At 53.8% G+C, this 15,348-nt stretch carries 9 protein-coding genes and 5 tRNA genes; 10 read left to right on the top strand and 4 right to left on the bottom strand.

The features are described from left to right. Positions 1-98: 98 nt before the first annotated feature. From NH461_RS00185 to NH461_RS00195, 3 genes are read right to left on the bottom strand one after another with little or no spacing between them, the layout of a single operon-like run. The gene (locus tag NH461_RS00185; protein WP_261601373.1) at positions 99-3,218 is read right to left on the bottom strand and encodes a multidrug efflux RND transporter permease subunit; all 3,120 of its coding nucleotides are present in this window, start codon (positions 3,216-3,218) and stop codon (positions 99-101) included. A gap of 12 nt (positions 3,219-3,230) precedes the next feature. Next, entirely contained in the window at positions 3,231-4,337 is a 1,107-nt protein-coding gene (locus NH461_RS00190; protein WP_261601374.1) for an efflux RND transporter periplasmic adaptor subunit, read from the bottom strand. A gap of 24 nt (positions 4,338-4,361) precedes the next feature. Next, positions 4,362-4,907, bottom strand: coding sequence for a TetR/AcrR family transcriptional regulator (locus tag NH461_RS00195; protein ID WP_261601375.1), 546 nt, complete (start codon positions 4,905-4,907; stop codon positions 4,362-4,364). A 234-nt stretch (positions 4,908-5,141) separates the two neighbouring features. On the opposite strand from NH461_RS00195, the gene rep reads away from it, so the two are divergent. Beyond that, positions 5,142-7,157 (top strand): DNA helicase Rep, encoded by a 2,016-nt coding sequence (gene rep, locus NH461_RS00200; protein WP_261601376.1) that lies wholly within the window; start codon positions 5,142-5,144, stop codon positions 7,155-7,157. Positions 7,158-7,258: 101 nt separating this feature from the next. Here the strand turns inward: rep and NH461_RS00205 are convergent, their stop codons facing one another. After that, positions 7,259-7,669, bottom strand: a complete 411-nt coding sequence (locus NH461_RS00205) for a c-type cytochrome (protein ID WP_261601377.1) — start codon at positions 7,667-7,669, stop codon at positions 7,259-7,261. A 293-nt stretch (positions 7,670-7,962) separates the two neighbouring features. On the opposite strand from NH461_RS00205, the gene NH461_RS00210 reads away from it, so the two are divergent. From NH461_RS00210 to NH461_RS00250, 9 genes are all read left to right on the top strand, one after another. Further along, a tRNA-Arg gene (locus tag NH461_RS00210) sits at positions 7,963-8,039 on the top strand. 37 nt (positions 8,040-8,076) lie between these two features. After that, positions 8,077-8,152, top strand: a tRNA-His gene (locus NH461_RS00215). Positions 8,153-8,314: 162 nt separating this feature from the next. Next, positions 8,315-8,391, top strand: a tRNA-Pro gene (locus tag NH461_RS00220). A gap of 9 nt (positions 8,392-8,400) precedes the next feature. After that, positions 8,401-8,476 (top strand) — tRNA-His (locus tag NH461_RS00225). A 29-nt stretch (positions 8,477-8,505) separates the two neighbouring features. After that, a tRNA-Pro gene (locus NH461_RS00230) sits at positions 8,506-8,582 on the top strand. Between the two features lie 1,336 nt (positions 8,583-9,918). Then, on the top strand, positions 9,919-11,637 hold the full coding sequence (locus NH461_RS00235) for a dipeptide ABC transporter ATP-binding protein (protein WP_261601378.1): 1,719 nt from the start codon (positions 9,919-9,921) through the stop codon (positions 11,635-11,637). Between the two features lie 99 nt (positions 11,638-11,736). Further along, a complete protein-coding gene (locus NH461_RS00240; RefSeq protein WP_261601379.1) occupies positions 11,737-13,293 on the top strand; it encodes an ABC transporter substrate-binding protein in 1,557 nt (518 codons plus the stop codon). 89 nt (positions 13,294-13,382) lie between these two features. Then, entirely contained in the window at positions 13,383-14,360 is a 978-nt protein-coding gene (locus tag NH461_RS00245) for an ABC transporter permease (protein WP_261601380.1), read from the top strand. A 3-nt stretch (positions 14,361-14,363) separates the two neighbouring features. Beyond that, positions 14,364-15,305: an ABC transporter permease gene (locus tag NH461_RS00250; RefSeq protein WP_261601381.1), complete on the top strand. Its 942-nt coding sequence runs from the start codon at positions 14,364-14,366 to the stop codon at positions 15,303-15,305. Positions 15,306-15,348 lie beyond the last annotated feature (43 nt).

A 15,348-nucleotide genomic window follows, 5' to 3' on the forward strand; every position in this document is an offset into this window, starting at 1 on the left:
GAATTTGTTGTCGTTATTTTATGCAAATCTGTCAGGGTTGTCGTCGACAATCGCAAATAAAAAAGGCCGCACGAGGCGGCCTTTCTGATAGCTGTTGATTAGACAACGTTTTGGGCTTTCAATGCATTGCGTGCTTCGTCAGCCCGTTTCAACTTTTCCAGATCTTTGTCCTCGACAAAGATCGGCAGCGGCTTGTGCACGCTGGCCAGATAGGTGTAGATCACCGGCAGCACGAACAGGGTAAACAGGGTCCCAATCGCCAGGCCGGAGACAATCACGATCCCGATACTAAAGCGCTGGGCTGCCCCGGCGCCGGTGGCGTACAGCAGTGGGATCAAACCGGCAATCATTGCTGCCGTGGTCATCAGGATCGGACGCAGACGAACTTTGGCCGCTTCCATGACCGCTGCCATGCGATCTTTCTGGTGGTGCAACTGCTCTTCCTTGGCCACTTCACAGATCAGGATCCCGTGCTTGGTGATGAGACCAATCAGGGTGATCAGACCGACCTGAGAGTAGATGTTCATCGATGCCGCGCCCCAGGACAGCGCAATTAATGCGCCACAGATCGCCAGCGGGACCGAAACCATGATGACCAACGGGTCACGCAGGGATTCGAACTGGATCGCCAGAACCAGGAAGATAATGGCTAGCGCCAGACCAAAGGTGACGAACAAGGCATTGCCTTCGGTCACGAACTGGCGCGATTCACCCATGAAGTCATACTGGTAGCCTGACGGCAGTTTGCTGGCCGCGTCGTTGACGAACCAGTCGATGGCAGAGCCCATCGCCGTGCCCGGCGCCGGAACGGCACCAATGGTCGCCGAGTTCAGCTGGTTGAAGTGCGGCAGGGCACGCGGCTCAGCCACAACGTCGATGGTCACCAGGCTGCCCAGTGGGATGGACTTGCCATCAGCAGCGCGGACATAGAAGCCGTTCAGAGATTCCGGGTTTAGGCGGTATTTACGCTCGACCTGCGGGATCACTTCATACGAGCGGCCATCGAGGTCAATCCGGTTGACGTAGCCGTCGGCCATCATGGTACTCAGGGTGATGCCGATATCCTGCATGGTGACGCCATACGCCCCAGCCTTGTCTTTGTCGATGCGGATCTTCATCGTCGCTGAGTCGTAGTTCAGATCCAGATCAGAGTAGACAAACAGCGGGCTGCTTTTCACATCCGTCAGAATGTCAGTGGCAACCTGGAACAGGCTTTCGAAGTGGTTCGGGGTGGTGATCACGAACTGCAACGGCAGTCCTGAACCTGCACCCGGCAGTTCCGGCATCTGGAAAGCGGTGATCGACATCTCCGGGACGTCTTTGACCAGTCCGGTCACCCGTTTCACCACATCTGCCTGACTGGCTTCGCGCTCACTCCAAGGGACCATGGAGGCAATCCCAAACGCCTGGTTGGACGCCGGAACGCCGGAGAATACCTGGGAGAACGCCACTTCCGGTTGATCGGCCAGCATTTGGTTGACCTGGGCCATCGAGTTCTGGATGTAATCCAGGTTGGCATTGGACGGGGCGGTGCCCATCAGCATCAGCACGCCTTTATCTTCCGCCGGGGCCAGTTCGCTTGGAATAAAGCGGAACAGCATCGGCAGGGTGGCAAAGACGATCACGGCAAACACAATGACGACCGGACGCATTTTCATGATCCCGCCCAGCATTTTGGCGTAGCGGTTGGTCATGCGATCAAGGAAGTCATGCACAGATGATTCAAACTTGCTCGGCTTCTCATTGGCCTTGAGCATTTTTGAACACATCATCGGCGACAGGGTCAGGGCCACGATCCCGGACACGAAGACCGCCCCGGCCAGGGTCAGGGCAAACTCCTTGAACAGGGAGCCGGTGATCCCGCCCATCATCGCAATCGGCGCATAGACCGCACCCAGCGTCAGGGTCATTGCAATGACCGGCACCGCAATTTCCCGGGTACCGATAATGGCGGCACGGAATGGGGATTCACCCAGCTTAATGTGACGGTCGACATTTTCCAGCACCACGATCGCATCATCGACTACCAGGCCGATGGCCAGCACCATCGCCAGCAGCGTCATCAGGTTCCAGGAGAAACCGAAGCTCTGCATGACCATGGCAACGCCGATCAGCGACAGTGGAATGGTGACAATCGGGATAATGACCGCGCGGAATGAACCCAGGAACAGGGTGATCACCACCAGAACGATCAGTGCCGCTTCAGCAATGGTCTTGATCACTTCGTTGATCGATTCATTGATCGCAATCGTGGAGTCATACAGCACATCCATCTGGATGTTGCTTGGCATGTTGCGCTGTAGCTCCGGCAGGAGGTGGCGCACATCGGCTGCGATGTTGATCGGGTTGGCACTTGGCGCGGCGTTGATCGCGGCCACGACGGCTTCACGGCCGTTGGCGGAAGCCCGGTAGGTATCGTGACTCTTCTCCAGGGTGACCTTGGCAATGTCGCCGAGGCGGATCACCTGGCCTTTCTGCGTCGAGACCACCAGTTTTTCCAGATCATCGGTGTTGTCGACCTGGGTTTCTGCGGTGCCGTTGTACAATACATATTCACCGATAGACTGACCGGTCGCCGACTGGTAGTTGTTGGCGTTCAGAACATTCATCACATCGGTGGCCGTCAGGTTGTAAGCGGCCATTTTGGCCGGATCCAGCCACACGCGCAGGGCATACTTCATCCCGCCGTACAGATCGACTTTGGAGACCCCGTTGACGGTAAAGAACTGCGGGTTAATTACCCGCTCCATGTAGTCGGTGATCTGGCTTGAGGCCAGCTCGTCACTGGTAAAGCCGATATACATGACCGCCGTGGTGGAGCCGGTCGACATGGTAACTGTCGGGTCCTCGGACTCTTTCGGCAACTGGGAGCGCACCGAATTGGTCTTGGCCAGAATATCTGCCAGGGCAGCATTCGGATCGGTATTGAGCTTCATGGTGACCGTGATGGTCGAGCGCCCTAACACAGAAGACGACGTCATGAAGTCGATGTTATCGGCCTGCGCGATGGCCTGCTCCAGCGGCTGGGTAATAAAGCCCTGGATCAGATCGGCACTGGCCCCGTAATAGCCGGTGGTCACGGTGACCACCGTATTGGTCATGTCCGGGTATTCACGGACCTGCATTTTGAAGATCGCTTGCAGGCCGAGCAGGGCAATCAGAAAACTGATTGAGACCGCCAGGACAGGACGTTTAATAAAAACATCAGTAAAACGCATTAATCCTCCGGATTATAGCATTGGGGTTTCAGCTGGCGCTTCCAGGGCATCGCTTTCGACGATGCGTACCTTGGCATCATTGCTCAGACGCAGCTGGCCTGAAGTGACGACGGTATCACCGGCTTGAACGCCCTCAAGGACATGCACCGTCGAGCCTTTTCGTTCACCGGTTTTCACCACGGACTGACGCACGCGCAGTTCACCCTGATCGTTTTTGTTGACCAGGTAAACATTATTGCCGTACAGAGTATAGGTAATCGCCGTTTGCGGCAGGATCACCTGGTTCTCCTGGGTCGGCAGGATGATATTCGCCCGGGCAAACATCCCGCTGCGCAGCTGACCGTTGTTGTTCGGGATATCGGCTTGCACCTGAACCAGACCACTCTGGAAGTTCACCGCAGGTTCAATGGCGCTGATTTTGCCGTTGAACGGGGTGTCCGGGTAAGCATCGACAAAAATTTCCACATCCTGGCCCAGGTGAATATCCGAAATGTCGGTTTGCGGTACGGTAAAGCGCAGGCGCATCAGGGTGGTGTCTTCCAGGCGCACAATGTCATCGGCCGGTTGGATATACTGGCCCAGGAAGACGTTGCGCAGGCCGACCACACCGTCGAACGGCGCTTTGATGGTCCGGCGCTCGATGGTGGCTTTCAGGCTTTCGATATCTGCCGACAGAGAATAGTAGGACGCTTCCGCATCGTCATAGGCTTCTTTCGAAATCGAACCTTTTTTGTACAGTCCCTGATAGCGGATATATTTGGCTTTAGCAGCAGGCAAGCGGGCTTCGGAGCTCTTCAGGTTGGCTTTTTCTACCGAGGAGTCCAGAAAGACCAACGGCTGGCCGGCTTTGACGGTGGCACCGGACTCGAAGTCAATGCTGTCAATCACACCGGAGACTTCCGTAGTGATGGTGACCCCCTGGTTCGGTTCGATAAAGCCGATCGCGCCAATTGCCGGTACCCAGTCTGCTGGCGTCGCTTCCATGACCGTTACCGGAAATTCCGGCTCCGGCATATTGGCCATGTATTCTGCTATCTTTTTCTGCTTGAACAGGTTGAAGCCGATAACGGTTCCAAACAGCAGCAGTGCGATAGCTAGCATTACTATCCATTTTTTCATTGTGTGGTGTGCTCCGGAGTTACTTTAGTGATGCTGTGTAATGGCATCCCAACAGGCTTCGAGGGCCGCCTCCCGGCTTTTCTCGTCGACGTTCAGGACACCGGTAAGGTGTTTACGTGCCAGGCAAGCGCTGGGCTCAAGGCCGAGGACACTGAGTATTTCGTTGTCGAGCGGCTTCAGCAGGCCCTGGGCTTTCCCTTCCTCAAACAGGCGATGGACTTTGGAAAACAGTTTTTGTTCGCGCTGTTGCTGCTCCATGGTGTTGCGCCGGGGCAGGTTCTCAAACTGGCCGCGATTGATCAGCGGGGCATCTTCCTGATACGCCATTGCCCAGATATTCAGCCACATGGTACGGAAACGTTCTTTCAGTGGCATGTCATCGGTGACGTTCAGGGTGACCAACAGGGCCACCCGGGACAAAATATGGTCGTAGAGCTGATGTAACAGGTCTTCTTTATCTTCGAAATAGCGATAAATGGTGCCGGTTGCGACTCCGGCTTCCCTGGCGACCATCTGCATGGACAGACCATGAAATCCATAGTCCGCCAATAACTTTTCAGTTGCGCGCATGATGCGGGCTTTCTTATCACACATAGACGGTTACAAATGTAAAAAAAGGGGGTGAATGAACGTTCATTCATTATTTTAAGCAGCCAAGTGTCTTATGCAAGCCATTTCTTACGTTTGCCCCGTTGAACTCTGGTGAGCGTGCCCGTACCTCCGGACTGAATAGACAAGCTGTGATAACTCGCTACAATGCGCCTGCTGATCTTTAAATGACCAACGATGACACAGGATACGCCGATGAAACTGAACCCAAGGCAAACCGAAGCAGTAAAATACGTGTCTGGCCCATGTTTAGTCTTGGCCGGGGCCGGTTCGGGCAAGACTCGGGTGATCACCAATAAAATCGCGTATCTGGTGCAGCAGTGTGACTATAAAGCCCGCAACATTGCGGCGCTGACCTTTACTAATAAAGCGGCGCGGGAAATGAAAGAGCGGGTCGGGCAGACGCTGGGCCGGCAGGAAGCCAAGGGGCTGATGGTGTCGACGTTCCACACCCTGGGGTTGAACATGATCCGCCGCGAATACAAAGCGCTGGGGCTGAAAGCCGGGTTCTCCTTGTTTGATGATCAGGATCAGATGGCGCTGCTCAAAGAGCTGACCGAGCAGCAGATCGACGGCGATAAGGATCTGCTCAAGCAGTTATTGTCGACAATCTCCAACTGGAAGAACGACATGCTGTCGCCGGCGGACGCCAAAGGGTACGCCAAGTCTGAGAAAGATCAGCTGTTTGCCTACTGCTATGAGATGTATCAGAAGCAGATGAAAGCCTATAACGCGCTGGATTTTGATGATCTGATCCTGATGCCGGTGCTGCTTTTGCGGGATAACCAGGAGGTGCGCCAGCGGTGGCAGAACCGGATCCGCTACCTGCTGGTGGATGAATACCAGGATACCAACACCAGTCAGTACTTGTTTGTGAAGTTGCTGGTGGGTGAGCGCTCACGGTTTACCGTGGTCGGCGATGACGATCAGTCGATCTATTCCTGGCGTGGCGCCCAGCCGGAAAACCTGGGATTACTGAATCAGGATTTTCCGTCGCTGAAGGTGATTAAGCTGGAGCAGAACTACCGCTCGACCAGCCGCATCCTGCGCAGCGCCAATATCCTGATTGCCAATAACCCACACCTCTTCGAGAAAACCCTGTTCTCGGAAATTCCCGATGGCGAGCTGCTCAAAGTGATCACCGCCAAGAATGAAGAGCATGAAGCGGAGAAAGTGGTCGGGGAGCTGATTGCCCATCGCTTCCTCAATAACACGGCTTATCAAGACTATGCGATTTTGTATCGCGGTAACCATCAGTCGCGGCTGTTTGAAAAAGCCCTGATGCAGAACCGGATCCCGTACAAAATCTCCGGCGGCACCTCGTTTTTTGCTCGGGCAGAAATCAAAGACATCATGGCCTACTTGCGCTTGCTGACCAACCAGGATGACGATAATGCCTTCTTGCGCATTGTCAACACCCCGCGCCGGGAGATCGGCCCGGTCACGCTGGAAAAACTCGGTACCTACGCCAATATGCGGGGCAAGAGCCTGTTCGAAGCCAGCTTTGAGATCGGTCTGGAGCAGCATCTGGGTGGGCGCGGCCTGGAATCCCTGCGTCGCTTTACCCGCTGGGTCGTCGAGCTGAGTGATAATGCAGAGCGCGGCGACACCGTTGCGGCGGTGCGTCAGTTGATCCGGGATATCAACTATGAAGACTGGTTGTACGAGAGTTCCGCCAGTCCGAAGGCTGCTGAGATGCGAATGAAGAATGTCTCCGACCTGTATAGCTGGATCACCGCTGACCTGGAGGGGGATAACTATGATCAGGAAGCCAAGAGCCTCAAAGAGGTGGTTCAGCGTCTGACCCTGCGCGATATGATGGAGCGGGGCGAGGACGATGATGATGCCGATCAGGTACAGCTGATGACGCTGCATGCGTCCAAGGGGCTGGAGTTCCCGTATGTTTACTTGATCGGGACGGAAGAAGGCATCCTGCCGCACCAGACCAGTATCGATGAGGACAATGTCGAAGAAGAGCGCCGTCTGGCCTATGTCGGGATCACTCGGGCACAGAAGGAGCTGACGTTTACTCTGTGTAAGGAGCGCCGTCAGTTTGGTGAGCTCCTGAAGCCGGAGCCGAGCCGGTTTCTTTATGAGCTACCGCAGGACGATCTGGACTGGGAAACCGAGAAAAAACCGATCAGCCAGCAAGAGCGGATGCAAAAAGGCCAGGCGCACATTGCCAATATCCGGGCAATGTTTAAGAAATAGCGTCGAACCACAGACTCAAGGGTCATGATTTCTCCATCAAAAAGGGTTGGCATCGGGCCAACCCTTTTGCGTAGATGATCCTTGGGCCAATGGGCGACGGCTTACAGGCCTTCAATCATGTGGTCGATCGCGGCAATGATTTCATCATCGCTACAGTCCATACAAGACCCTTTGGCCGGCATGGCATTGAAGCCGTGGATGGCGTGATCGGTCAGTACATCTTTCCCTTTGGCAATGCGTGGCGCCCAGTCATCGGCGTTGCCTTTCTTCGGCGCACCCATCACCCCGCTGCCGTGACAGGCAACACAGAACGTACCGTAAACAGCATCGCCGGTGCGAGGGCCAGCTGCGACGGCCTCACCTGCCGGTGCATCCCCTTCCAGATAGATCGAGCCAACTGGCTTGATTCGTTCTGCAATAGCTTCGTCTGACATATCTGCGGCCACGGCAGAGCCGGCAAAAGTTAATGCTGCTACTGCGGCTACGATTAGTTGTCGAAGAGATAATTCCATTGAGCTCACCTTACACTTCCAGATTCTTATGTGCGATTGCCACAGTCGTATTGCAAAAGTTGTTGTTAATCGTACTGTTGGGACAAGGCAGTGATTATGTAAAAGTTGTTTAAAATGTAAAAACCCGGTAATTATATCCCCTATTTTTAATGTGATAAACCAGATGCCTGTGTTTGTATGATACGAATCAACAGTTATTTGATTAGATTTACAGCGAACGAGAAAAAAATTAAAAAAAAGACTAGACGAGGCAGGGTGTGATCCGTAATATTCACCTCCGCCGATAGGGCGTGGCGCCCGTAGCTCAGCTGGATAGAGCGTTGGCCTCCGGAGCCAAAGGTCGAAGGTTCGAATCCTTTCGGGCGCGCCATTCCGGTCTAGGACGGCAAAGTAATAAAGTAACATTGGTGGCTATAGCTCAGTTGGTAGAGTCCCGGATTGTGATTCCGGTTGTCGCGAGTTCAAGTCTCGTTAGCCACCCCATTTTAAAGGGGTATTGATTTATACTGATCAGTATCCAGGGGTGAAAACTCCATACAGAACAAAGTCGGTGAGTCGCACAGTTGGTTGCGTATCTTCGGCTCTTGGGAATAGCAGACCAGAGGCGTTCCTCTGGAATCACATCCCAAGAAAACAGAATATTGTCGGTGAATAGCGCAGTTTGGTAGCGCATCTGGTTTGGGACCAGAGGGTCGGGGGTTCGAATCCCTCTTCACCGACCACTAACAGTGGTGGCTATAGCTCAGTTGGTAGAGTCCCGGATTGTGATTCCGGTTGTCGCGAGTTCAAGTCTCGTTAGCCACCCCATTTTCAAGTCTTCGTTTGCGAAGCACTGTCGGTGAATAGCGCAGTTTGGTAGCGCATCTGGTTTGGGACCAGAGGGTCGGGGGTTCGAATCCCTCTTCACCGACCACCATTAGAAACCCTAGCTTTCGAGCTAGGGTTTTTTTCTATCTAGCGTTTGCCGTTTTGGTTACGGGACGCGCCGGGCCGGGTGCGGGAGGCCGCCCCGTCCGAATCCCGCTTCACCGACCCCCATGAGATACCTGGCTTTCGATCGAGTTTTTTCTATCTGGTGTTTGCTGTTCTGGTCACGGGACACGCCGGGCCGGGCCGGGTACGGAAGGCCGCCCCGTCCGAATCCCTCTTCACCGACCACCATTAGAAACCCTAGCTTTCGAGCTAGGGTTTTTTTCTATCTGGCGTTTGCCGTTTTGGTTACGGGACGCGCCGGGCCGGGTACGGAAGGCCGCCCCGTCTGAATCCCGCTTTACCGGCCACCATGAGATACCTGGCTTTTGAGCTAGGGTTTTTTTCTATCTGGCGTTTGCCGTTTTGGTTACGGGATGCGCCGGGCCGGGTACGGAAGGCCGCCCCGTCCGAACCCCGCCTCACCGATTACAGTGAAAGCCTCCAGAACGATAGAGCTGGGGGCCCATCGCCTGATTTCCTGCCCTCTGCGCTGTTTCACCTTCATGCAGCCGTAGGCGTGGAGTGCTTGCTGGCATGTATCCTTGTCTCTAATCTTCCAGTTTTACACGATCGGTTGTGCACCCATGTTCGTCCCGCAGATGATCTGGCCGGGTCAGCAACTTCGCACAGGATTCCTCTTTATTGATGATGTTCATGATAGTGAGTGCTTTACCTCTCATTTTTGCTGATTGCCCGGGATAAGCGGGTGAAGGCAGATTAAAGAATCGCGCTTCTTCACACTTGTCGGGTATCGGCGGCTGATTGCTTGTGATCTGCGTCAAAACACGACATTTCAGTTCACAGCGAAACCGATATCTGGTCAGAGTTTTATGCTGATATGTTGGGTGGTGTCGTGTCTCTCATTCTGTTGTTTCTGTTATTTGTCGCACATACATACTAAAAAGAGTTGTGATTTCGGTTTGTTGTGTTGAATTTGTTAAATCCCCTGGTTGTTGCTTTGCTATTTTATGCAAACAGATGCGATGGGTTGGAATAGCTTATAACCACGGTGTTAGTGTGTTTCACTGATGAAGTCGCGTCATGATTAGGGATTGGTTGCTTATTTCAGCTTGTCTTGTTTGCTTTATAAATATCCTTTGGCTGATTATTTATTCGTAAAATATTCATTATTTCAGATTTTCAGCATGTTTTGTTGATTTTTTGTGAAATCTTTGCCAAATTGTCTTCTGAACATATATTCAGCAAATTGTGCTGATTTCGAAAGGATTCACTTTTTCAGACAGGGCAGAGCACTGCCGAGCAGTTGGGGTCTGGTAATGGCACTATTAGAAGTTAAAAATCTCCGCATCGAATATCCTTCCCGTCATGGGGTCCATGCTGCGGTGAAATCGCTGTCGTTTACGATTGAGCGCGGTGAAATTGTGGGTGTGGTCGGCGAATCGGGGGCGGGGAAATCAACGGTGGGCAACGCCGTCATTGATCTTCTGAGCCCGCCGGGGCAGATCGCCAGTGGCGATGTTTTTCTGGATGGCGAAAAAATATCCGGTTTGTCTCCGGAGGCGATGCGTAAGGTTCGCGGCTCCAAAATCGGTTTCATTTTTCAGGATCCGATGACGTCGCTGAACCCGCTGTTTACGGTAGAGCAGCAGCTGACTGAAACCATTGTGACCAATCTGGCGGTCAGCAAGGAAGAAGCCTATACCCGTGCGGTCAGCCTGATGACGCAGGTCGGGATCCCGCAGCCGGAAGTCCGGATCAAACAGTACCCGCATCAATTCTCCGGCGGGATGCGCCAACGGGTGGTGATTGCGATTGCGCTGGCCGGCGAGCCGGACCTGATCATTGCCGATGAACCGACAACTGCCCTCGATGTCTCGATTCAGGATCAAATTCTCAATTTGATCCGTGAGCTGTGCGTGAAGAAAAACGTCGGCTGTATGCTGGTGACTCATGATATGGGCGTGGTGTCGAACGTGACCGACCGGGTTGCCGTGATGTACCGCGGTGATTTGGTGGAAATCGGCAAAACGGCCCAAGTGCTGGGCCAGCCATCACATCCCTATACCCAAAGCCTGATCTCTGCCGTGCCGCGCTCTGACGTGAAACTGGATCGTTTCCCGCTGGTGAATTACATCGAAGAAGCCGGGGAAATGAGCAAGCTGGATGTAAAGAATCACTGGCTGGGCCAGAGTGAGGATCAGCGCAACTATACCGGGGCATTGCTGCAGGTTGAAAACGTCAATTTACGTTTTGTCACCAAGCACTCGTTTTTTGAGAGCCGACGGGAGTATGTCCAAGCCTCCAATAACGTCAGCTTTGAAATCTTTGAAGGGGAAACCTTCGGTCTGGTCGGGGAGTCCGGCTCAGGCAAATCCACCATTGCCCGGGTCATTGCCGGTTTGTATCCGCCGAACTCAGGTAAGGTTGTCTTTGAAGGCATTGACTTGACGGCACTGAAGAGCGAGGCCGAACGGCGTCCGCTGCGTCGTCAAATGCAGATGGTGTTCCAGAACCCGTATTCATCGATGAACCCGCGGATGAAAATCGCCGATATTATCGCCGAGCCGATCCGTTTCCATCGGCTGACCGACAATGATGCGCAAACCCGGCAAATTGTGAACGACCTGCTCGATCATGTTGGTCTGGGGAGCGCCGCCGGGGTGAAATACCCCCACGAATTTTCCGGCGGCCAGCGTCAGCGGATCTCGATTGCCCGCGCACTGGCCACCCGTCCACGCCTGCTGATTTGTGATGAGCCGACCTCGGCACTGGACGTATCGGTGCAGGCACAAATCCTCAACCTGCTCAAAGATCTGCAAGATGAGTTGAACCTGACCATGCTGTTTATCAGTCACGATTTGCCGGTGATCCGCCAGATGTGTGATCGCATCGGCGTGATGCAGATGGGGACTTTGCTGGAAGTGTCGCCGACCGAGCAGCTGTTTAACTCGCCGCAACACGAATATAGCCAGCAGTTGATCTCCCTGATGCCGGAATTTAAAGGCATGAGTCAGGAAGGATTGAAATTAGCCTAACCCTGTTACCCTGCCCGTAACCGGGTGGCAGGGAGCATAATTGACAAAAGCAAACACAATGAGAAAGGGAGTGACCTCCCCGCATAAAGGAGCTATGCAATGAAAACCATCAAGACCAAGCTGGCTGTCGCTTTAATGGCTGCAGGCCTGAGCTTTAGTGCTGCTGCCGCTGATATTAAGGTCGCCTATGATGCTGACCCAGTCTCGCTTGATCCGCATGAGCAGCTATCCGGCGGCACGCTGCAAATGTCTCATATGGTCTTTGACCCGTTGATCCGGTTTACCCAGAATTTGGATTTCGAGCCGCGTCTGGCCACAAGCTGGGAACGTGTTGACGAGACGACGTTCCGTTTTTCACTGCGCAAAGGAGTGAAATTCCACTCCGGCAACGAACTGACTGCGGATGATGTGGTGTGGACGTTTAATCGTCTGAAGCGCTCCGCAGACTTTAAAGCGATTTTCGAACCGTACACTGAGATGAAAAAGGTCGACGCGTACACGGTTGAGCTGAAATCCAAAGGGCCTTATCCGCTGGTGCTGCAAACCGCGACCTACATTTTCCCGATGGACAGCAAGTTCTACAGTGGCCAAACCGCGGACGGCAAAGACAAGTCTGAACTGGTCAAACACGGCAACTCATACGCATCGACCCATGTCTCCGGGACCGGTCCGTTTATCGTGACGGCGCGTGAGCAAGGGGTTGAAGTGGTCTTTGAGCGCTTTAAGGATTACTGGGATCAGGACACGAAAGGGAATGTGGATAAGCTGACGCTGGTGCCGATCAAAGAAGATGCGACCCGTGTGGCCGCGCTGCTTTCCGGTGGGGTGGACATGATCTATCCGGTTGCACCGAACGACCATAACCGTGTGAAGAACACCAAAGGCATCGATCTGGTGACCCTGCCGGGGACGCGGATCATTATCTTCCAGATGAACCAGAGCAGTAATGAAGCGTTGAAAGATGTGCGTGTGCGCCAAGCCATTGTGCATGCGATCAACCAAGAAGGCATCGTGAAGAAGATCATGAAGGGCTTCGCGACGGCAGCTGGCCAGCAAGGTCCGGAAGGGTATGCCGGGTATAATGCCGATCTGGTGCCGCGCTACGATCTGAAAAAAGCCAAGCAGTTGATGAAAGAAGCCGGTTACGAGAATGGCTTCAAGCTGACCATGATGGCACCGAACAACCGTTACGTGAACGACGCCAAAGTTGCGCAGGCAGTGGCAGCCATGCTGTCGAAAATCGGCATCAAGGTGGACCTGAAAACCCTGCCGAAAGCGCAGTACTGGCCGGAGTTCGATGTCTGTGCGGCAGACATGATGCTGATTGGCTGGCACTCGGATACGGAAGACTCTGCGAACTTCTCAGAGTTCCTGACCATGACCCGCAATGAAGAAACGGGTAAGGGTCAGTATAACTGTGGTCACTACTCGAATCCGGAAGTGGACCGTCTGGTTGAGGCCTCGAACGTAGAAACCGATCCGGCCAAGCGGGCGCAGATGCTGCAGAAAGTGGAAGCGACGCTCTACAACGATGCTGCGTTTGTCCCACTGCACTGGCAGAACCTGGCCTGGGGTGCCAGCGAGAAGCTGAACATCAAGCCGGTTGTGAACGCGATGAACTATCCGTACTTCGGCGATCTGGTTGTGGAAGAATAAAAACAGAAAACATTGGCGGTCTCGCCAATCAGATTCGGTGCCGGGGGAAACGCCGGCACCGATTTTCAGGATGATAGAAGGGGCAAGGAATGTTTACGTTTCTGGTCAAGCGCCTGTTTCAGGCACTGATAGTGATGTTTGTGATCAGTCTGGTGGCGTTTGCCATTCAGGATAACCTGGGAGACCCGCTGCGCGAGCTGGTGGGCCAGTCGGTATCAGAAGCTGAACGTCAACAACTACGGGATGAGTTGGGTCTCAATGATCCGTTTCTCACCAAATATACCCGCTTTTTGGGCAATGCGGTCCAGGGCGATCTGGGCACCTCTTATTTTTACAAGCGTCCGGCAACGGATGTGATCCTTGACAAACTGGCGGCCACGCTGGAGCTGGTCTTCGGTGCGACGCTGATCATTATTCTGGTGTCGATCCCGCTGGGCGTCTATTCGGCGATTCACCCGAAAAGTTTCTTGACCAAAGCTGTGATGGCCTTCAGTAGTATCGGGATTTCGATTCCGGTCTTTCTGACCGCGATCATGCTGATGTACATTTTCTCGATTGAGCTCGGCTGGCTGCCGTCTTACGGTCGTGGGGAAACCAGTGATCTCCTCGGCTGGGACTCCGGTTTCTTTACCTTAGATGGCCTGAGCCACCTGGTACTACCATGTATTGCCCTGGCGTCGATCATGCTGCCGCTGTTTATCCGCCTGGTGCGCTCTGAAATGCTCGAAGTACTGAGCTCGGAATATATTAAATTTGCCAAGGCGAAGGGCCTGGCTATGAACAAAGTGTATTACCAGCATGCCCTGAAAAATACCATGCTGCCGGTGCTGACGGTGGGCGGGGTTCAAATCGGTACCATGGTGGCTTACACCATTTTGACGGAAACCGTCTTTCAGTGGCCGGGAATGGGCTTTTTGTTCCTGGAAGCGATTAACCGGGTGGATACGCCGTTAATCACGGCCTATGTAATTTTTGTCGGCCTGATCTTTGTGGTCACCAATACCATTGTTGACCTGTTGTATGGCCTGGTGAACCCGACTGTCAATCTGACTGGCAAAGGAGAGTAAGTCATGAGTAGTACGACAGTGACCACACCGAGCCGCTGGGAGCGGTTTAAAAAGTCGGACTTTTTGTATTATTTCCTGCGAGACAAAGTCGCGATGACCAGCTTTGCGGTCTTTTTGGTCTTTGTGCTCTCGGCAGTGTTGGCGCCGGTACTGGCTCCGACCAACCCGTATGATCTGGCAGCCATTGATATCATGGACTCGGAGCTGCCACCGTCCTGGATGGAAGACGGGGACAGCCGCTTCTGGCTGGGCACCGATAACCAGGGCCGCGATATCTTTTCGACCATTCTGTATGGCTCGCGTTTATCGTTGACCATCGGCTTGCTGGCCGTGGCGCTCCAGATGGTGCTCGGGATTATCATCGGGCTGAGTGCCGGTTATTTTGGCGGCCGGATCGATAGTTTCCTGATGCGTGTGGCTGATGTGCAGCTTTCTTTCTCGACCATGATGGTGGCGATTATCGTCTCGGCGATTTTCCGCACCGCACTGGGTGCTGAATTGTATGCCCAGTATGCGGTGATTATGCTGGTGGTGATCATCGGGGTTGCGGAATGGCCGCAGTATGCCCGGACCGTCCGGGCTTCCGTGCTGGCGGAGAAGAAGAAAGAGTATGTGGAAGCCGCGCGGGTGATGGGCTTTAAAGCACCGCGGATCATGTTCCGCCATATTCTGCCGAACTGCCTGTCGCCGATCTTAGTGATTTCCACCGTACAAGTGGCCAATGCCATTATGTCGGAAGCGGCGCTGTCCTTCCTTGGCCTGGGCCTGCCGGTTGATCAGCCGTCGCTGGGCTCGCTGATCAGCATCGGTTTTAACTACATCTTCTCCGGCTCATGGTGGATCACCGCCTTCCCAGGCCTGGTCCTGGTTACGCTGGTACTGGTAATTAACTTGCTGGGAGACTGGCTGCGGGATGTCTTCAACCCGAAAATCTATAAAGGGTAAGTGGATACTTCGCATGAACAAGCGGCCGTATGGCCGCTTTGTT

This window comes from Photobacterium sp. TY1-4, from assembly GCF_025398175.1.
GTDB lineage: Bacteria > Pseudomonadota > Gammaproteobacteria > Enterobacterales > Vibrionaceae > Photobacterium.

Excerpts from the sequence above, each read along its gene's own strand:
- NH461_RS00250 (WP_261601381.1), top strand. The coding sequence starts at position 14,364 with ATGAGTAGTACGACAGTGACCACACCGAGCCGCTGGGAGCGGTTTAAA.
- NH461_RS00245 (WP_261601380.1), top strand. The coding sequence starts at position 13,383 with ATGTTTACGTTTCTGGTCAAGCGCCTGTTTCAGGCACTGATAGTGATG.
- rep (WP_261601376.1), top strand. The coding sequence starts at position 5,142 with ATGAAACTGAACCCAAGGCAAACCGAAGCAGTAAAATACGTGTCTGGC.
- NH461_RS00240 (WP_261601379.1), top strand. The coding sequence starts at position 11,737 with ATGAAAACCATCAAGACCAAGCTGGCTGTCGCTTTAATGGCTGCAGGC.
- NH461_RS00185 (WP_261601373.1), bottom strand. The coding sequence starts at position 3,218 with ATGCGTTTTACTGATGTTTTTATTAAACGTCCTGTCCTGGCGGTCTCA.
- NH461_RS00235 (WP_261601378.1), top strand. The coding sequence starts at position 9,919 with ATGGCACTATTAGAAGTTAAAAATCTCCGCATCGAATATCCTTCCCGT.
- NH461_RS00190 (WP_261601374.1), bottom strand. The coding sequence starts at position 4,337 with ATGAAAAAATGGATAGTAATGCTAGCTATCGCACTGCTGCTGTTTGGA.
- NH461_RS00195 (WP_261601375.1), bottom strand. The coding sequence starts at position 4,907 with ATGCGCGCAACTGAAAAGTTATTGGCGGACTATGGATTTCATGGTCTG.
- NH461_RS00205 (WP_261601377.1), bottom strand. The coding sequence starts at position 7,669 with ATGGAATTATCTCTTCGACAACTAATCGTAGCCGCAGTAGCAGCATTA.